15 protein-coding genes are annotated in these 19,455 nt (G+C 65.2%); 6 read left to right on the forward strand and 9 right to left on the reverse strand.

The features are described 5' to 3' along the window. Positions 1-40: 40 nt before the first annotated feature. The 8 genes from ACODRZ_RS07925 to ACODRZ_RS07960 form a co-directional block, all read right to left on the reverse strand. Positions 41-2,773 carry a TonB-dependent receptor gene (locus tag ACODRZ_RS07925; protein WP_488969317.1) on the reverse strand — a complete coding sequence of 911 codons (2,733 nt, stop codon included), beginning with the start codon at positions 2,771-2,773 and terminating at the stop codon, positions 41-43. A gap of 59 nt (positions 2,774-2,832) precedes the next feature. Continuing rightward, the gene (locus ACODRZ_RS07930) at positions 2,833-3,678 is read right to left on the reverse strand and encodes a fumarylacetoacetate hydrolase family protein (protein WP_488969318.1); all 846 of its coding nucleotides are present in this window, start codon (positions 3,676-3,678) and stop codon (positions 2,833-2,835) included. Positions 3,679-3,691: 13 nt separating this feature from the next. Next, positions 3,692-4,648, reverse strand: a complete 957-nt coding sequence (locus tag ACODRZ_RS07935) for a zinc-binding alcohol dehydrogenase family protein (RefSeq protein ID WP_488969319.1) — start codon at positions 4,646-4,648, stop codon at positions 3,692-3,694. A gap of 314 nt (positions 4,649-4,962) precedes the next feature. Then, positions 4,963-5,739 carry an L-fucose dehydrogenase gene (locus ACODRZ_RS07940; protein ID WP_488969320.1) on the reverse strand — a complete coding sequence of 259 codons (777 nt, stop codon included), beginning with the start codon at positions 5,737-5,739 and terminating at the stop codon, positions 4,963-4,965. Then, positions 5,739-7,010, reverse strand: a complete 1,272-nt coding sequence (locus tag ACODRZ_RS07945; RefSeq protein WP_488969321.1) for an L-fuconate dehydratase — start codon at positions 7,008-7,010, stop codon at positions 5,739-5,741. The genes ACODRZ_RS07940 and ACODRZ_RS07945 overlap by 1 nt, the downstream gene beginning before the upstream one ends. Beyond that, positions 7,007-7,750: an SDR family oxidoreductase gene (locus tag ACODRZ_RS07950; protein ID WP_488969322.1), complete on the reverse strand. Its 744-nt coding sequence runs from the start codon at positions 7,748-7,750 to the stop codon at positions 7,007-7,009. Before ACODRZ_RS07950 ends, ACODRZ_RS07945 begins: the two co-directional genes overlap by 4 nt. Before the next feature lie 10 nt (positions 7,751-7,760). Further along, positions 7,761-10,136, reverse strand: a complete 2,376-nt coding sequence (locus ACODRZ_RS07955) for a glycoside hydrolase family 95 protein (RefSeq protein WP_488969323.1) — start codon at positions 10,134-10,136, stop codon at positions 7,761-7,763. Beyond that, entirely contained in the window at positions 10,133-11,005 is an 873-nt protein-coding gene (locus ACODRZ_RS07960) for an amidohydrolase family protein (protein WP_488969324.1), read from the reverse strand. Before ACODRZ_RS07960 ends, ACODRZ_RS07955 begins: the two co-directional genes overlap by 4 nt. Positions 11,006-11,170: 165 nt before the next feature. On the opposite strand from ACODRZ_RS07960, the gene fucP reads away from it, so the two are divergent. Both fucP and lldD read left to right on the forward strand, forming a co-directional pair. Continuing rightward, positions 11,171-12,484, forward strand: a complete 1,314-nt coding sequence (fucP, locus tag ACODRZ_RS07965; protein ID WP_488969325.1) for an L-fucose:H+ symporter permease — start codon at positions 11,171-11,173, stop codon at positions 12,482-12,484. A gap of 33 nt (positions 12,485-12,517) precedes the next feature. Further along, positions 12,518-13,657 (forward strand): FMN-dependent L-lactate dehydrogenase LldD, encoded by a 1,140-nt coding sequence (lldD, locus tag ACODRZ_RS07970; protein WP_488969326.1) that lies wholly within the window; start codon positions 12,518-12,520, stop codon positions 13,655-13,657. A 38-nt stretch (positions 13,658-13,695) separates the two neighbouring features. Here the strand turns inward: lldD and ACODRZ_RS07975 are convergent, their stop codons facing one another. After that, the gene (locus tag ACODRZ_RS07975; protein ID WP_488969327.1) at positions 13,696-14,811 is read right to left on the reverse strand and encodes a helix-turn-helix transcriptional regulator; all 1,116 of its coding nucleotides are present in this window, start codon (positions 14,809-14,811) and stop codon (positions 13,696-13,698) included. Between the two features lie 116 nt (positions 14,812-14,927). Here ACODRZ_RS07975 and ACODRZ_RS07980 point away from each other — a divergent pair, with 116 nt between their 5' ends. The 4 genes from ACODRZ_RS07980 to ACODRZ_RS07995 are packed head-to-tail and all read left to right on the forward strand — an operon-like array spanning position 14,928 to position 19,274. Further along, positions 14,928-16,064 (forward strand): LLM class flavin-dependent oxidoreductase, encoded by a 1,137-nt coding sequence (locus ACODRZ_RS07980; protein ID WP_488969328.1) that lies wholly within the window; start codon positions 14,928-14,930, stop codon positions 16,062-16,064. A gap of 3 nt (positions 16,065-16,067) precedes the next feature. Then, positions 16,068-17,234, forward strand: coding sequence for a sulfotransferase family protein (locus ACODRZ_RS07985; RefSeq protein ID WP_488969329.1), 1,167 nt, complete (start codon positions 16,068-16,070; stop codon positions 17,232-17,234). Between the two features lie 5 nt (positions 17,235-17,239). Beyond that, positions 17,240-18,037, forward strand: a complete 798-nt coding sequence (locus ACODRZ_RS07990; protein WP_488969330.1) for a sugar phosphate isomerase/epimerase family protein — start codon at positions 17,240-17,242, stop codon at positions 18,035-18,037. Between the two features lies 1 nt (position 18,038). Then, positions 18,039-19,274: a DUF1214 domain-containing protein gene (locus ACODRZ_RS07995; protein ID WP_488969331.1), complete on the forward strand. Its 1,236-nt coding sequence runs from the start codon at positions 18,039-18,041 to the stop codon at positions 19,272-19,274. Positions 19,275-19,455: the final 181 nt, after the last annotated feature.

The following is a 19,455-nucleotide window of genomic DNA, read 5'->3' on the forward strand; positions in this document are numbered from 1 at the left end:
CAGCGAGGATAGGCTGCGGCCGACAGGGGGAGTAGCCGGATCAGAACTTGATGCGCGCACCTGCGGTAAAGCGACGGCCGAAATCATACTCGCTGAGCAACACGCCCTGCAGCGTCTCGCGCTTGAGCGTGGCGCCGGTGACATTGCTGGCGTTGAAGGTGAGCGACAGGAACTCGGTCACGTCGTAGTTCGCCGAGATGTCGAGCTGGCCATAGGGCTTCTGCCGGTCGCCGTCGCCGAAAGTGCCCGCCACGCTGTTCACCGCCGCGCTGCGATACGAGTAGTTGGCGCGGATGCCGAAGCCTGCCTTCTCGTAATAGGCGCCGAGGTTGTAGCTGCGCTTGGAGACGCCCGGGATCGGCACTTTGGGTCCGCCGGCCGTCGTCGCCACGTCGCTGACGTCGAGCAGCGTCAGGTTCGAAGTCACGCCGAAGCCGTCGAACGGCGAGGGCAACATGTCGAGCGGCACTTGCGCGTTAAGCTCGACGCCCTTGATCTTGCCGCCCTCGCCGTTGTCCGGGCGGAAGGTGCGGAAGTCCATCGTCACGGTGCCCGTCAGCGTGGACCTGATCGTGCGCGTCTCCACCGAAGTGGTATCGACGATGAAGTTCTTCACATCCTTGTAGAACACCGCGGCCGAGAGCAGGCCTGTCTTGCCGAAGTAGTACTCGAGCGAAAGGTCAGCCTGATCGGCGAGATAAGGCTTGAGGAACGGGTTCTGCGTGGTGATCGTGCGCACGTTGGCGTTTATCGCCACCGAGGGTGACAGGCGGTTGAGATCGGGCCGCGTCATCGCCCGGGCAAGGCCCACGCGCACGATCAGGTTCTCGGTCGCATTGAAGCGCAGGTTGAAGCTGGGCAACCAGTTCGAATACGCATTCTTGAACGCAATCGGCCCGCTGTCCGGCACGATGAGGGTGATACTGTCGTTCTGGAGTTCGGCGTTGGCAATGTCTGCGCCGAAGCCGTCAGAAGTCACCCGCGTGCGCACGTAGCGCAGGCCGATGTTGCCCGAGAGGCGGTCGTCGGCGGTGGCGAAGTCGGCGCGGGCGTAACCGGCCAGCACTTTCTCGCCCACCGTGAACTGGTTGGTGCGATCGATGGTGAGCGTGCCCCGCGCCAGCACGTCGTCGAGGCTGACATTGGCGAACAGCTTGGAATAATCGGGCACCAGGAAGACCCCGAGGCCGTCGCCGATGAAGCGCGAATAATCGACCACCTTGAGCAGGTCCGCCGCCGAGATCGCCCCGCCCTCGACGCCGGAGAGGTAAGGCGTGCCGTAGATCTCGGACAGGACCTGCGGGCTTACGAAGTAGCGCGGGCGGGCGCCGAACTCGATCTCGTCCTCGCCGTAGTATCCGCCCACCCTGATTGAGCGAATGAAGCCGCCGTCGAAATCGTACTTCAGGTCGAGACGGCCGCTCTTGTTCGTCTCGGTCGTCTTCTGGCCGCGGATGGCGGAGAAGCTGCGGAAGTAGAACGTGCTCGGATCGAGCGGATCGTAGCCGCGCGTGTACTCGATGTCGGGAACGCCGCCGAGGTCGCTGCCAATGTCATAGGAGGCCGAAGCGCGCGAAATCGGAGCGAAGGAATTGCGATCGGAGACATTGCGCACCGAACGGCCATAAGTCGCTTCGCCCGAGACGGTCAGCCGGTCGAAAGTGGCGTCGCCCCCCACCGCGAAGTTGAGCGTGCGGTCCTTCGTCACCCAGTCGAGGTTGTTGGACTGGTGATCCACCCCGTCCGCATCGAGAAAGGTGAGCAGGTTGTTCTCGCCCACGGTGCTGCCACGCACGGCGCCGGTCGGCCCGCCGATGTTGGTCCAGCGCAACTGATGCTCGAAGCGGTTGAAGCCATCGGTGAACCAGGTGGCGAGGCCGTCAGCGTAGAGGTTCACGTTGTCGGCAGGCTTCCACTGCAACCCGCCAACCACCGCCTTGCGCTCGAAATCGCCCTCGTCGGAAACGAAGGTCGTCGCATGGTCGAAACCATAGGCAGTGTCGGAGCGCGTACCATCGAGGTTGTAGTCGTAACCCCCGGTCGCATTCTCCTTGCGCTGCTCGATGCCGTAGCCGGTGAAGCCCGCCTGGATGACCTTGCGCTTCTCATAGTTCACGCCAAGGTTCACGCCGAAGCTGCCATCGCCGAACACCCGGTTGACGAAGGCCGACACGTGCGGCGTCACCTTCTTCGGGTTCGTTTCATAGAGCCCCTCGGCCACCACCGTGACGATGTTCTTGCCGACGTCCGCCGGACGGTTGATCTTGACATTGACCGTCGCCGACAGGCCGCCGTCGATCATGTCGGCAGTGGGGGTCTTGCTGACTTCCACCGTACTGACGAAATCGGTGGGCATCGAGGTAAACGAGAACCCGCGCGTGCCGTTGGGCGATGTCAGCACGCGGCCGTTGTAAAGCGTGCGCGTGAAGTTCTCGGACAGGCCGCGGACGCTGACGCCGCTGCCCTCGCCCTTGTTGCGGGTGATCTGCACGCCGGTGACGCGCTGGAGCGATTCCGCCAGATTGCGATCGGGGAACTTGCCGATGTCCTCGGCCGAGATCGCTTCCACCAGGTTGGGTGCGGCGCGCTTGATGTTCGCGGCGTCCTCCAGGCTGCGGCGGATGCCGGTGACGATGATCTCCTGATCGGTAGCGCTATCATTTTTAGGCGCAGCAACGCTCTCCGGCTGTGCAGCATCCTGCGCGAAAGCAGGAGCGCCGGCGCCTGCCACCAATAGCGCGATCAACGATACGGTTGGGTGCAGATACCTCATTGTCGTCTTCCTCTCCTCTGCCGCCCCCGATCTTCGCAGGAGCCGGCCACTCATACGTGTTACCTCGGGGCCACGATGCGCTGGCGCTGTTCGCCCAGCCCGTCGATGCCAAGGCGAACCTCTTTACCCGGCTGCAAATAGCGCGGCGGCTTCAGGCCAAGGCCGACCCCGGCGGGCGTGCCGGTGGAGATCACGTCGCCCGGCTGCAGGCTCATGAACTGCGACAAGTGCGCGATGATCTGCGGCACGGTGAAGATCATGTCCGCGGCGGTGCCGTCCTGGTGCCGTTCGCCATCGACTTCCAGCCACAGGCGGGCGCTGGCGATATCGGGCACCTCGTCGGCGGTGACGAGCCAGGGGCCGGTGGGGCCGAACGTGTCGCAGCCCTTGCCCTTGTCCCAGGTGCCGCCGCGATCGAACTGGAAGCTGCGTTCGCTGACGTCGTGGACAACGCAGTAGCCCGCGACGTGATCGAGCGCGTCGGCTTCCTCGATATAGGCGCCGGCCTTGCCGATCACCACGCCCAGTTCCACTTCCCAGTCGAGCCGATCTGAGCCGCGCGGCTGCACCACATCGTCGTTGGGGCCGCAGACCGCGCTGGTCCACTTGTTGAACACCACCGGCTCGGCGGGGATCGCCATGCCGCTTTCAGCCGCATGGTCGCGGTAGTTGAGGCCGATGCACACGAACTTGCCGATCCGGCCGACGCAGGCGCCAAGGCGCACATCGCCCTCGACCACCGGCAGGCTGGCGATATCGAGCGCGCGCAGCCGGGCAAGGCCCTCGGCGGTGAGCGCCGCGCCCGCGATATCGTCGACATGAGCGGAAAGGTCGCGGATGCGGCCTTGCGCGTCGAGCACGCCGGGGCGTTCCTGGCCTGCTTCGCCGAACCTGAGCAACTTCACGTCCTGTTCTCCTTCATAGAACCACCAGCGCCTTGATAACGTCGGCATCCGGCTCCATCAGTCGGCCGATCGCCACGGGAACCTCGGCGAAGGACAGCGTATGGCTGACCACCGCGCCCAGCGGAAAGGCCCCCGCACGCAAGACTTCGATCACGTCCGCGAAATCCTGGTGCGTCGCGTTGCGGCTGCCCATCAGGTTCATTTCACGCTTGTGGAATTCGGGGTCGCTGAAGCGGATGTCGGCGGTGACGATCGACACCAGCACATAGCGCCCGCCATGCGCGACATAGGCGAAGCCGGTCTCGATCGCCCGGGCATTGCCGGTTGCGTCGAATACGCAGTCGAAGAATTCGCCGTCGGTCAGGTCCGCGAGGCGTTCCGCCGTGTCCGCGCCCAGCACTTCCCCATGATGCGCGCCGAGTTTCTCCACGCAGAGCGCCACACGCACGGCATTGCCATCCAGCACGGTCACTTGCGCCCCGGAGCGCGCGGCGAAAAAGGCCGTCGCCATGCCGATCGGCCCCGCGCCCACCACCAGCACCCGCTCGCCTTCCTGCATCGCCGCGCGGCGCACGGCATGACGGCCGATCGAGAGGAATTCGACCATCGCGATCTCGTCGAGCGAAAGCCCCTCGGCGGCGATCAGATAGCGCTCGTCTATGGCGAGGTATTCGGCAAGGCCGCCGTCCTTGTGAACGCCCAGCACGCTGATCGCAGTGCAACAGTTAGCCTTGTCTGCCCGACAGGCGATGCAGGTGCCGCAGGAATGGTACGGCATGATGCACACGCGCATGCCGGCCTGCCACACGCTGCCCTCCCCCGCCGCGACGATCTCTCCGGCCAGTTCGTGGCCCGGCACGCGCGGATACGAGAGGTAGGGCTGGGTGCCGCGCACGATATGATAGTCGGTGCCGCAGATGCCCACACGGCGAATGCGTACCAGCGCTTCGCCAACGGCGGGGACCGGCATGGCGCACGTATCAAGCGTCAACCGACCCGGCTCGACGCAACTGATCCTCGCCATGCTCTGCAAAGGGTCTCTCCGATTCCGTGCCGAGTCCCGCTCGGCTGTTGAGGGTGATATATCGCTAACATTACCATATGTGCAATTTGTTTTTGCATATGGAATATCGCGATGATGGATAAGTCGCGTCGTCCCGGACTTGATCCGGGACCGGTGGCTGTCTTTAGGAGCGGTTCCGCGACAAGGCGCCCAGCCGTGGGTTGGGTGCGTCGCGGCCAGCGGTCCTGGATCAGGTCCGGGACGACGTGGGAATATTTCCCTCAGCCCAACAGGCGATCCAGGTGCGTATAGCCGCCATCGGGGAATATCCATTGCCCCGTAGTGTGGCTCGACCGCGCGGAAAGCAGGAACAGCACCGTGTCCGCAATCTCCCGGTCGGTCGTCATCCGCCGACCCAGCGGGATGCGGCGGTTGATCTCCGCCAGCTTGGCCTGCGGATCATCGAAGCTCTCGATCCACCGCGCATAAAGCGGCGTCATAACTTCCGCCGGTAAAACCGCGTTGACGCGAACGCCGTCTTCCGCCAGCGCCGCCGCCCATTCGCGCGTCAGCCCCAGCTGCGCCGCTTTGGATGCGACATAACCGCTGGTGTTGCCCTGCCCCGTCACCGCCGTCTTGGACGAGATGTTGACGATCGCGCCTCTGCTCGCGCGCAGATGGGGCAGGCAGTGGTGCGCCATGCCATAATAATGCGCGAGGTTGGACTGGACCGAGGCCATGAACGCCGCCGTCCCCGCCTCCAGATCGACGCCGTCGTTGGTGCCGGCATTGTTGACGAGACCGTAAATGCCGCCGCCCTCGTCCGCGATCCGCGCCACTGCATCGCGGCAGGCAGCGTCGTCGGTCACGTCAACCTGTGCGAAGATCGTCGCAGGTTGAAGTGCGCGGATCTCCGCCTCGAAATCGTCCTTCAACGCGCTGCGACCTAGGATCGCCGGGATGGCGCCTTCCCGCGCCAGCCCCACCGACACAGCGCCGCCGATCCCCGCGCCGCCGCCGGTCACGACGACGACTTTTCCGGTAAGTTCCAGGTCCATCAGGCCACCCGATACTGTGCTATGGATTGCGGCTTCATCTCGATCGAGAAGCCGGGGCGCGTGGGCGGAATATAGGCCGCGTCGCGGATCACGCAGGGGTCCACGAAATGCTCGTGCAGATGGTCGACGTACTCGATCACGCGGTCCTCCATCGTGCCAGAGAAGCACAGGTAATCGATCATCGACAAGTGCTGCACGTATTCGCACAGGCCCACCCCGCCGGCATGGGGGCACACCGGCAAGTCGTGCTTCGCCGCCATCAGCAGCACCGCCAGAATCTCGTTCACGCCGCCGACGCGGCAGCTGTCGATCTGTACCACATCGATCGCGCCGCGCATGATGAACTGCTTGAACAGCACCCGGTTCTGGCACATCTCGCCGGTGGCGACGCGGATCGGGTGGATCGCCTTGCGGATGGCGCGGTGCGCCTCCACGTCGTCGGGGCTGGTGGGCTCCTCGATGAACCACGGCTCGGCAAAGGCCAGTGCCTTCACCCAATCGATCGCCTGCCCGGTTTCCCAGATCTGGTTGGCGTCGATCATCAGGCGGCAGTCCGGCCCCACCGCTTCGCGCGCGATGCGCAGGCGGCGGATGTCGTCTTCCAGATCGCGGCCGACCTTGAGCTTGACGTGGCGGAACCCCGCCTCCACCGCCTCGGCGGCCAGACGGCGCAGCTTGTCGTCCGAATAGCCGAGCCAGCCGGCGGAGGTGGTGTAGCAGGGGTAGCCGGCGGCACGCAGGCGCTCCTCGCGCTGGGCCTTGCCGGCGGCGCGGGCGGTGAGCAGGTCCAGCGCCTCTTCAGGGGTAATGCAATCGGTGATGTAGCGAAAATCGATGCAGCGCACGATCTCCTCGGGGCTCATGTCGGCGACGAGCTGCCACACCGGCTTGCCCTCGGCCCTCGCCCACAGGTCCCACACCGCGTTGACGACGGCGCCCGTCGCCAGATGCATCGCGCCCTTGTCCGGTCCGATCCAGCGCAACTGGCTGTCGCCGGTGACGTGGCGCCAGAAGCGGCCGGGGTCCGCGCGCACCCAGTCGAGGTCTAGGCCCACCACCAGGGGGCGCAGCGCCTCGATCGCGGCGACACAGATCTCGTTGCCGCGCCCGATGGTGAAGGTCAGGCCGTGGCCCTCCAGCCCGTCGTCGGTATCGAGGATCACATAGGCGGCGGAATAGTCCGGGTCGGGATTCATCGCGTCCGAACCGTCCAGCGCCTGACTGGTGGGAAAGCGGATGTCCGCCGTGCGAAGGCCAGTGATGCGCGTCATTCGACCGTCCAACCCCCGTCGATCACCGCCGTAGTTCCGGTGGTGAAGGCGCTGTCATCCGACGCGAGATAGAGCGCGAGCGCCGCGATCTCGCCCGGCTGGCCGAGCCGGCCGAGCGGCTGGCGCGTGCAGAACGCGGCGTGGGTTGCCTCGAAACTCTCGCCGGTCGCCTCGGCCTGCGCCTGCATCCGCGCGCGCAGCGAGGGGCTTTCGACGGTGCCCGGACAGATGGCGTTGCAGCGCACGCCGTCCGCCACGAAGTCCGCCGCGACCGACTTGGTGATGCCGATCACCGCCGCCTTGCTGGCGCCATAGGCGAAGCGATTGCGCACGCCGATGATCGAGGAAGCGACCGAGGACACGTTGACGATCGAGCCCGCCCGCCGCTCCACCATCGCCGGCAGGTACGCCTTGATGAGCCGGAACATCGCGGTTGCGTTAAGATCGAGCGAGGCGGACCACTGCGCCTCGGTACAATCGAGCAAGGTGCCGGGAAAGACGATGCCGGCGCAGTTCACCAGCACGTCCGCCTCCCCGGTCGTCCCGGCCAGCGCGGCGGCGGCCTGCGGGTTGGTCAGGTCTGCCACGTGCGGGGTCACGCCCGCCAGCGTGGCGAGCCCGTCCGCGTCGCGGTCTACGGCGTGGACGCTCGCGCCTTCGGCGGAGAAGCGCTCGGCGATGGCGCGGCCGATCCCGGCGGCAGCGGCTGTCACCACTGCCTTCTTTCCGGCAAGTCTCATGTTGGCTCCTTTACGCGGTGCGCAAGTCAGGGCCGGTCAGCACGACCGCCTTGCCCGGCTTGAAATCGATGGTGCGGCGCACGTCCCCGCAGCGAATTTCATGGCTGCCGCCGATCGCCGAGACGATGCGCGCCTGGGCCAGTGCGCTGCCTTTCCACGAAAGGTCGATCATGCAGGCGCCGCGCGCGCGCAGCCCCCGGATCGCGCCGGTCGGCCACGCCGAAGGCAGCGCGGGCAGCAGGTGGATGCTGGAGCCGATGCTTTGCATCAGCATTTCGGTGACGCCCGAGGTGCCGCCGAAATTGCCGTCGATCTGGAATGGCGGATGCGCGTCGAACATGTTGGGATAGGTGCGCTCCGGCCCCAGCAGGAAGCGCAGGATGGCGTGCGCATGGTCGCCATCGCGCAGACGAGCCCACAGGTTGATGCGCCAGGCGGTAGCCCAGCCGGTAGCCTTGTCGCCGCGGATTTCCAGCGACTTCTTCACCGCCGCAGCAAGTTCAGGGGTGTCGTCCGGGTTGATCTGCGCATCGGGGAACAGGCCGAAAAGGTGCGAGACGTGGCGGTGGTGCAGGTCCTTCGCGCCTGCGTCCCAATCGTCCTTCCACTCCATCAGCTGGCCCTGCGATCCCACGCGGTTGGGGATCAGGCGGCCCTTCATCGCGTTAACCTCGGCCACAAAGGCCGCGTCGGTCTTCAGCACGCCCGCCCCCTGCGCCGTCACCGTGAACAGCGCGCGCAGGATCTGCATGTCCATCGTGGGACCGGCGCAGAGCGAGCCTTCGCCATGCCCGTGGTTGTTCTCGGGCGAGAGCGAGGGGTTGGTGACCATCCAGCCGGTCTTCGGGTCCTTCACCAGCGTATCGAGGAAGAATTCGCACGAACCCTTCAGAATCGGATAGACGCTGGCGAGGAACTGCGCATCGCGGCCATAGTCGTAGCGGTCCCACAAGTGCAGGCACAGCCACGCGCCGCCCATCGGCCACAGGCCGAACTGCGGGCCGTCGATCGGGCCGGTGGCGCGCCACAGGTCGGTGTTGTGATGGCACACCCAGCCCCGCGCGCCGTACATGTCGCGCGCCATCCGTGCGCCGGTCTGCGCGATGTCGCGCACCAGCGCGATCAGCGGCTCGACCATCTCGGGCATGGCAGTCGGCTCGGCTGGCCAGTAGTTCATCTGGGTGTTGATGTTGATCGTGTACTTCGATCCCCAGGGCGGATTGACGCTGTCGTTCCAGATGCCCTGCAGGTTCGCCGGCTGCGATCCCGGCCGCGAAGAGGTGATGAGCAGGTAGCGCCCATAGCGGAAATAGAGCGCGGCCAGCGCCGGGTCACTGGCGCTTTCGGACTGGCGGATGCGCTCGTCGGTGGGCTTGTCCGCCTCGGCATTGCGGCCAAGGTCGATCGAGACGCGGCGGTAGATCGCGCGGTGATCCTCGGCCGTCTTGTCGGCGATGGCGCGGAAGGTCCTGCGCGCCGCGGCGGCGATCTGGGCGCTGGTGATCGCCTCGGGATCGCCGCTGACATCGGCATAGTTGCGATAGCTGGTGGCCATGGCGATCAGGATCGTCGCCTCGGTGCCGCCGCGTATCGAGAGGCTGTCGGCCCCGGCGGAGACGGTGACGCCGCTGGCGATCACCTTGACCCGGCCCTGGAATTTCAGCGCGCCTGCGATGCCGTGCTGGGTGTTGTTGGTGCCTTCCAGCAGCAGCACGTCCCCCGGCAGCGCGCGCACGGTATGTTTCGTCTGCGGCACGTCCATCTTCAGGTCGAACGCCAGCCTGCCCGGCTTCGACGCCTTCAGCTGCACCGCGATCACCTGCTCGGAGGGGGAGGCGACGACGGTGCGCTCATACTCCACCCCGTCCACCGTGAAGCGGGTGGTGTGGCGCGCGGCGTCGATATCCAGCTGGCGGCGGTAACTGCCGCTGGCAGGCGCGCCCAGACCGGGGAAGGAGAGCAGCAGGTTGCCCAGCACCTGATAAGACATCTGCCGCATCGGCACCGCCATCAGCTTTTCCTTTGCGATCGCCTGAGCCTCGTCATAGCGGCCCTCGAAGATCAGCTTCTGCACTTGCGGCAGCGCGGCCCGAGCCTCGGGGTTGGCGGGGTGATAGGGGCCACCGCCCCACAGCGTATCCTCGTTCAACTGCAACCGCTCCTCGGCCACGCCGCCGAAGACCATCGCGCCGATGCGCCCGTTGCCCACCGGCAGCGCCTCGGTCCATTCCCTCGCGGGTTGCCGATACCACAGAACATCGTCGCTGCCGGATGGCCGCACGGTAGCTGCCTCCACCTCGGGCGAGCCCAAAAGCGACAGCGCTGCGACGGCGGAACTGCCCGCAACGAGTTCGCGCCGCGAAACGGCAAAATCTTCAACGCTCACTGTACTGCCTCTCCCTGTGCCTTGATGCGTGCGTAGGCGCGCCGCGCGTTGCCACCCATGATCGCTTCGCGCTCATCCGGAGAGAGCGGGGCGAGCAAGTCTTCGACCAACCCATGCACGTGCGCGTAAGGCCCTGCGAGCAGGCACACCGGCCAGTCTGAACCATAGATGAGCCGCTGCGGCCCGAAGCATTCGAGCAGGTGCGCCATATAGCGCATTATCTGTTCCTCCCTCCATGCCGCCGGGTTCGCCTCGGTCACGAGGCCGGACAGCTTGCAATGGACAGGGTAATCGCGCGCAATAGCAGCCATTCGCCCTGCCCAAGGCTCCCACTCGCCCTCGGCGATGGCGGGCTTGGCGCCATGGTCGATCACGATCGAGCCGCCAATACTGCCGCGCGCGCCCACTGCATCGAGGAACGCTGGCACATGCTCCAGCTGCGGTGCCCGGATGAGCAGATCGTAGGCGAACCCACGCAGGAGCACTTCGCGTACCCCTCGCTGGAATGCCGGATCCAGAAGAAAGCGTGGATCGGCCTCGTCCTGCACGACATGGCGAAAGCCGATCAGACGCGCATCGGCTGACCAGGCATCGATACGGGCGGCGACGTCGTCGGCACGCAAGTCCGTCCAGCCGATGACCCCGGCGACCCACAGATTACGTCTTGCAAGATCAAGCAGCCAGCGCGTCTCGGCCTCGGTCTGCCGCGCCTGCACCGCTATGCTATAGGCAATTCCGGTCGAATCCAGCTCCACACGCAAGTCGGCGGGACGATGGTCCCGTGCGAGCACTGAACCCGGCTCGATCCAGCCGTATTGCGCTGCATCGTAGGACCAGAAATGTTGGTGCGCATCGATCCGGCCTCCCATTTTCCCCCGCTCCCGCTTAATTGCCGTATTTGACAGTTCATTCTATATGTGAAAGTTAGCGCTATATCAAAGCGGGTGCAAGGCGGAAAAGTCACTGTCGTCTCAACCGCCATTGTCTTCACAATTGCACCGCGACAGGATGCGCACGGGACGGAGAGGAAGCTTATGGGTATCAGCATGCCGCCCGCTGCGGCGACGAACCTGCCGGACGGAGCAATTGATACCGGCGCTCACAGAAATGCCGCAGCCCGGTTCGTCACCCCGGGCTTCCGCACAGGCTTCGCACTCGTCACCGCCATGTTCTTCACCTGGGCGCTGGCGAACAATCTCAACGACATCCTGATCCGGCAATTCCAGAAGGCGCTTGCGCTTTCCCGTGCAGAGGCGGGATTCATCCAGTTCGTATTCTACCTGGCCTATTTCCTGTGGGCGATCCCGGCGGGGCTGCTCCTTCGCCGCTTCGGCTATCGCACTGGCTTGCTGATCGGCCTCGCACTCTATGCGGTCGGCGCGGTCCTGTTCTATCCGGCGGCGGAGATCCATCGTTACTGGGCGTTCCTTATCGCCCTGTTCGTACTGGCGTCGGGCGCGGCATTTCTGGAAACGGCAGCGAACCCCTTCATCGCCCGCTTTGGCGACCCGTCGCGCGCATCGCAGCGCCTGACACTGGCACAAGCGTTCAATGGGCTCGGTGCCGTCGTCGCGCCCACGATCGGCGGACTGTTCATCTTTTCCGGCATAGAGCACAGCTCCAGCGACATCGCTGCGATGTCATCCGCCCAACTGCAGACTTACCGCGCTTCGGAAGCGGCCATGGTGCAGGGGCCGTATCTCGCACTCGCCGCGTTCGTCGTCGTGCTTGCGGTTGCAATCGCCAAAGTGCGGCTACCCGCGATCCCGCGCACCGCAGATGCAGCGACCGGCACCCTGGGTTCGGTTCTGGGTGACCGGCAGTTGGTCAGTGCAGTGATCGCGCAGTTCTTCTACGTAGGCGCCCAAGTCTGCGTTTGGAGTTATTTCGTGGACTTCGTGAAGCACCAGATGCCCACAACGCCCGAGAAGACAGCCGCTTACCTTCTGTCCGGCAGCCTGCTGCTGTTCATGACCGGACGCTTCATCGGCGCTGCACTCATGCACCGCATCCGGCCGACCCGTCTGCTGGCGATCTTCGCTTCTGCCAATGTCGTACTCGTCGCGCTGGCCATGACGCTACCTGGTTATGCGGCAGTGACGATGCTGGCGCTCACCAGTTTCTTCATGTCGATCATGTTTCCGACCATCTTCGCACTGGGCATCCGTGACCTCGGCGAAGGGACAGCGCTGGGTTCCTCGCTTATCATCATGGCCATCATCGGCGGCGCGGTATTCCCGCCGCTGATGGGCCTGTTAAGCGAACGGATGGACTTGCAAGCAGCGCTCTTCCTGCCTCTTGCCTGCTTTGCGATCGTCGGCGTGTTCGCCAGGATCGCGAAAGGCTAGGTCGTTCGACATGTCCATCTCCAAGGCCCCCGCATGATCACCGCCTCGATCCCGGACTTTCGCGAAGCGGCGCGGCGCAAGCTGCCGCGCTTCCTGTTCGAGTACATCGACGGCGGCTCCTATGCCGAGGCTACGCTGCGCCGCAATGTCTCCGATCTTGCCGACCTCGCCCTGCGCCAGCGCGTGCTGCGCGACGTCTCCGCGCTCGACCTGTCGACCGAGCTGTTCGGCCAGAAACTCGCGCTGCCCCTCGCGCTCGCCCCCATCGGGCTGGCCGGGCTCAATGCCCGGCGCGGCGAGACGCAGGCGGTGCGAGCGGCGAATGCCGCCGGCGTGCCCTTCACGCTCTCGACCGTGGGTGCCTGCACCATCGGCGAAGTCGCGAAGGCGGCCGAGCAGCCGTTCTGGTTCCAGCTCTACATGATCCGCGACCGCGCCTTCATGAAGGACCTGCTGGCGCAGGCGGCCGAGGCGGGCTGCTCCACCCTCGTCTTCACCGTCGACATGCCGGTGCCCGGCAGCCGCTATCGCGATTACCACACCGGCCTTGCCGGCTCGGGCGGGACCAAGGGCGCGCTGTGGCGCTTCGCGCAGGCCGCCGTTCGGCCGGGCTGGGCATGGGACGTCGGCATCAACGGACGCCCGCACACGCTGGGCAACGTCGCCCCGGTGCTGCAGGGCAGGACCGGGATCGAGGATTTCTTCGCCTGGATGCGGAACAACTTCGACCCCTCGATCAACTGGCGCGACCTCGACTTCATCCGCTCCGAATGGACGGGGCCGCTCGTCATCAAGGGCATCCTTGACCCGGAAGACGCGCGAGAAGCCGCGGAACTGGGGGCGGACGGCATCGTCGTCTCCAACCACGGCGGGCGGCAGCTCGATGGCGTGCTGTCCAGCGCCCGCGCTTTGCCTCCGATCGTGGACGCGGTGGGCGAGCGGCTGACGGTTCTGGCGGACGGCGGCATCCGCTCCGGCCTCGACGTCGTGCGGATGCTGGCGCTGGGCGCCAAAGGCGTGCTGCTCGGCCGTGCATGGGCCTGGGCGCTCGCGGCCGGGGGCGAGGCGGGCGTTGCGAAGATGCTCGGGCTGGTAGAGGCCGAAATGCGCGTCGCCATGGCCCTCACCGGCACGACCCGCATCGACGACATAAACCGCAACTGCCTGGCTTGATTCTGCGAACAGGTTACGGACGGAAATCCGATGCCATTTCACGCGATCACCAGCACCGAGCGATGAATGAATCGGACGAGATCGGCCTGCCCCCTCGCACCAGTCTTGGCGTAGATCCGCTTGGAATATGTGCGCGCTGATTCCACCGTCAGTCCCAGTTCCGGAGCGGCCTCGCTGATCGACATGCCCCGGCTCAGCGCCAGTGCCAGCCGCGCCTCGCTGGGTGCGAGGTCGAAAAGCTGCGCCAGTTGTTCGCAACGGTCAGCGGAGGACCAGTTGTCGGCATGCAGGTAGCACACGATCGCCGGCGCCGCCTGGGTCGTCCCCATGCGTTGACCAGAAGGCACCAGCAGCAGATCGAGCCAGGGCTCCCGCGCCAACACGATGGCCCTTGGACGCGCCTGCGGGTCCAGCACCAGTTCGCGCACCGCGGCAAGCAGTTGCCGACGCAGCGCTGCATCTCGGGCCGTAAGCTTCCCGTCCTTTGCCTGCGCTATATTGTCGCCAGCCTGCAACATGCGCGAACCCTGCGCATCCGCATCGAGCACGCGCCCCTCGCCATCGAGGGTAAGCCAGCCGAAGTTCAACCGCCGCACCGCTTCGCGTGCAACGGCGGCGGTCATACGTTCGCGCTCCAGCGCCACGAACCCCCCGAGTGCCGTCCGCATGTAGGGCGCCAGAGCTTCGAGCAGGCCGTCGATCTCCGGCCCGAACTCCCCTTCGCATCGGGTGACGGTTATCCATCCGCTTGTGCCCGTTTTCTCGGCGAAGCGGATCATGCGCATATGGTTCATGCCCGAAGGGGCCAGAAGCTGCGCAAGATAGGCGTCGTGGGCCGGCTTTCCATAATGGAGCAGCTCATCGAGGCGGTAGGCCCGCCCCTCCGCCATCTCGTGATAGGGCATCGGATCACGCAGGTAGAGATTCTCGCGGTAATGTCGCGAGACCGGCGGCGGGGACGGTGCGCCCGAATAAAGGTGGATCACCCGCGCCTCCGGCGTGCCAAGCGGCAGCGGTCGGAACACCAGGCTTGCGTAGTCACCCGCGACCGCCGAACGCAAGGCATCGAGGAATCCCCGCCAGGGCGGATCTTCCACCAGCCCCCCGATCAGCTGCGCGATCAGGCCTTCGATTGGCACACTCTCACCGGACATTGCCTCATCCCCAAATGGGAATTTGCTTTGCCCGACGCCTAGACCACCCATGGTGCCCGAACAACGAGGCACAAGCCACGCATCGTGTCCGCGATGCACCGCGAGGGGATGAGCCGATGACAGTCACCAGGCCTACGAAGGTCCAGCCCGCCGCGTTCCTGCGCACGACCCTCCCTCTCGGCATCGACATGGTGGGTGAGTACGATTCTGGGCGCTACCATTCGATCTGGCTACCCGATCACATGGTCAGCTTCTGGCCGGACTCGATCTGGACGCCGGAATTCACGGATCTTGCGGTGTCCTCGCCCAGCCCGCACCGGCACCTGGACGGCATGGCGGTCAGCGCCGCCGCGGCCGTACTGACGACGAAAACGCCGCTCGCCACTACAGTGGTTGATACCGTTCGACGGCATCCATCATTGCTGGCGCAGTCGGCGCTGACCATCAGCCATCTCTCCAAAGGGCGCTTCATCCTCGGCCTCGGCTCGGGCGAGCTTGAAAACACGGTGCCTTACGGCTTCGACTTCGCGAAACCGGTGGGCAGGCTGGAAGAGGCGATCAAGGTCATCAAGCTGTTGTGGCACGCCGATGGCCCGGTCGATTTCGAAGGCGAATTCTTCCACCTCCATCATGCCCGCATGGATACCGAACTCTACGAAGGCACGCCGCCGCCGATCTGGCTCGGCGCGGCGGGGCCGAGGATGCTGGGCATCACCGGGCGCGAGGCCGACGGATGGTGGCCGGCGGGCTCCTGGACGCCCGATGACTACGCAGCCAAGCTCAGGACGATCCTCGATGCAGGCGATGCTGCGGGCCGGGACATGAGCCATTTCACTCCCGCGATCACCCAGATGGCCTTGATTGGCGAGCCCGATGAAATCGACGAGATGTTGCGGGCGCCGATGGTGAAATCTATCGTGCTGATGATCACCGCCAAAGATCTCGCCCAGTTCGGCCACGATCATCCGATGGGGCCTGACTGGCGCGGCATCATGGACTTTGATCCGGTCAAGCTCAGTCGCGAGGCGATGCTGAAGTTCTGCGACGAGATGGATTCTCAAGCGATCCGCGATATCCTGCCCGTCGGCACGCCGAAGGAGGTCGCCTTGAAGATCAAGGGTTTCGCCGATGCCGGAATGCGCGTCTACAAGCTGATGGAGTATGGGGCTATGGGCGGCATGAAGTTCGCCGCCACTTCCGCCGCCAAGGTCCGCGAGACCGAGGACGAGATCGCCCGGCTGGTGGAGGGTTGATCGATGTCCGGACTCGACCCGCAGCAATTGCTGCAGCATGCGATGGCCGAAACCGGCTTGTCCGACTGGGCCGACGACGGTTTTCCCGAGCGGTTGGCGCTGGCGGTTGCGCATATCAACACCATCCCGATGGACACTGCCGGACGGCAGGCAGCGGCAGCGAACATCCACTGGCTGCTTGCCGATCGCCTGCGCTTCTTTCAGGATCGCAGCGATTTCCCGCTGGCCGAAGAAGTGATCGAGCGGCCGATGTTCGCCAGCGGTGAGCCCAGATCAGGCACCACGCTGATGCATGCCCTCATGTCGGTCGATCCCGATGCGCGCGCCTTGCGCTTTGCCGAAGTCATGCACCCTTCGCCGCCGCCGGGGGCGGTGACAGGCGACGATGCACGCTACCCCTTAGCCGATGCGGAATGGCAAGAAATCAACGCGAAGATGTCCAAGTGGCTCCACTGCCACCCCTATAACGACATGCTGGGCGATGGCCTGCCCGAGGACGAACGCACATGGGCCTTCGACTTTCGCGTAATGACGCCGACCGCCTGGTGGCGCGTGCCGATGCAGAACCTCTCGATGGGCCTGCCGACCGATCCGGCCGCTCAGTACCGCATCCACAAGGCCATGCTGCAGGCGTTCCAGTACCGCCGTCCGCACAAGTATTGGGTGCTAAAGGGCTTCCATACGACGCGGCTGAAAGCGTTCTTCGACGCCTATCCCGATGCCACGCTGGTCTGGTTGCATCGCGATCCGGTGATGGTGGCCGCCAGCTCGACGATGATGATGGCGGACATCATGGAAGGCATCGTCGGCCCGATCGATCTCGTGAAGGAGGCCAGGGCGCATCTGGAGCGCGTGCGCTGGTCGATCAGGCACACCATGTCGGACCCGCTGGTGGACGACCCACGCATCCATCACGTGCGCTACGCAGACTTCGTCGCGGACCCCATCGGCACAGTCCGCAGCTATTACAGCTTCGCCCGGCGCGAATTCGGCGCGCGACAGGAAGATGCGATGCGCGACTACCTCGCCAACAACCGCGGCGACCGTCACGGCAAATTCCATTACTCGAAGCAGGTGCTGGTGGATTCCGGCTATGCTATCGATGACCTCAACGCCGAATTCGCACCGTTCCGCGAACGGTTCGGGGTGCCGGTGGAAGTGCGGGACTAAGGCCGGTGCACCCGCGCGTCAGCCTGCATCAGGTGGCCTTCATCGCCGAGCCTACGGCCAGATTCCTCGAATTTTGCTGCAGCATCGGCGTGCAGCATTGCACCCTCGCCGCGCCGTGCCTGCAGACGCGGGAAAGCCGCTACGGCTTGCGGGAGAGCCCGGTGAATATCGGCTGCATCAACCACCTATTCGCCCTCCACCCGGACATCGAACGCGATGACGGCGCGGCCGCCGCACACCTTTTGGACATTATTGAGATCGCGGCCGAAGTGGGCGCACCGGCGATCTATCTCCTTACCGGAGGACGCGGCGCTTTGTCGTGGGAAGCCGCGGCGCAGCGTTTTACTGATCTGCTGGCGCCCTGCTGCGATGCGGCGCGACAGGCGGGCATACGGCTGCTGGTGGAGAACGCTTCCCCGCTCAACGCCGACATTCACATGGCCCACAGCCTGCCCGACGCGGCTCGCCTTGCCAGGATCGCCGGGATCGGCGTCTGCGCCGAACTGCACGCCTGCTGGACCGAAGCCGACTTGCGCGGCAACCTTGCCGCAGCCATGCCGCTGATAGGGCTGGTCCAGGTCAGCGACTACGTGCTCGGCGATCGCAGCACGCCCTGCCGCGCAGTCCCAGGAGACGGCGCGATCCCGTTGGAAGCGATCCTGGGCGATGTGCTCGATCTCGGCTATTCCGGGCTGTTCGACCTCGAACTCGTCGGCCCGCGCATCGCGGCCGAGGGACCGCGCGAAGCCTGCTCCCGGGCGGCGCGCCACGTTTCCGACTTGCTCGAAAGACTGGGAGCCTGACATGGCCTATGGCGATGGACCCGACGACGCCCCCCTGCGCACGGCATGGGAACAATTCTGCGACAACCTCAAGAATGCCGGCCTCGATGCCTTCAAGGACGCCAATCCCGCCAGTGCACTGCAGCGCGCCGATGCCTTTCGTTTCCTGACGCAGAACCTGGGACAAGCCTTCGACCTCGCGCTGGAGACCCGGGACGCAGCTTTCCCGCAGATCCACCCCTTCGTCACTCCGACACGCAAGCTGGGCGGCGATGTCGCCGATTTCACGTATCGGCAGGCATGGATCGACGGAAACCGCACATATCGCATCATCGGACGCAAGGGCACCGCACGGTGGCTGAACGTGACCGTGCAGGGCCAACGCCCCGCGAACATCCCCGGCACCGACTGGCCGTCGCTGCACGAACCCTTCGGCGACATTCCCGAATGCAACATCCTCGGCTCGCAGATCGAAGCCGATGCCGGGGAAGACTTCGAACTGTTCGTCGGCGGCGCACCCCGGCCGCGCAACTGGCTCCCCACCACCTCCGGCAGCCGCAAGCTGTTCATCCGAGAAGCCTTCGACGGTTGGAAGGAGACACCGACCGCCCTCACCATCGAAGCGCTCGACATGGCGGGTCCAAGGCCCCTCCCCACATCTAAACAGATGATCGAGGCGATGGACTGGGCCGGGGTCTTCGTTACCGGGCTGATGCGCGACTGGCCCGAACATTCCTGGCAGACGTCGCACGGGGTATGCGATCCACGCGCGCTCAATGCTTTCCCTGCCGACAGGGTCGCCAACGATAGCGCCGACGCGAGGCGGGGACGGATGGCGGCGCACATGGTCTGGCGCCTCGAACCGGATGAAGCGCTCATCGTCGAGATGGACGCGCACTCCGGCTTCTGGATCTTCGGGATGGGAGGCGCCTTCATGGGCTCCATGGATTTCCTGTACCGGCCGGTCAGCTATACCCCTGCACGCACCCGCATTGATGGCGACGGCGTGGTGCGGCTGGTGCTCGCTCATGACGACCCCGGTGTCCACAACTGGCTCGACACGCAGGGTTTTCGCGAAGGGAACCTCACCTACCGCAACCTGCTCACGCAGGATGCGGCACAGTTTCGCACGCGCCTCGTCCCGCGAAATCGGTTGATGGAGCACATTCCAGCCGATACCATCAGCGTTTCGCCAGCCGAACGCGAAGAGATGCGCCGAGAACGCTACCGAGCAGTCAAGCAACGCTACGGCCTTTGACGGCGACAGAGTACGCGGGACTTGTCGGGATAATCTGTCGCGTACTTCGAAAGACTTGATGCCGCAGCTGACCACGATCAGAGCCGCATCCAAACCTCGCGCCTTGAAAGCGGCTATCATCCCCCCTTCAACCTGCACGCCCATGTGCCAGATCGAGGCAGAACGGGAGGGTATGAACTCC

Source organism: Novosphingobium sp. FG90, from assembly GCF_057808725.1.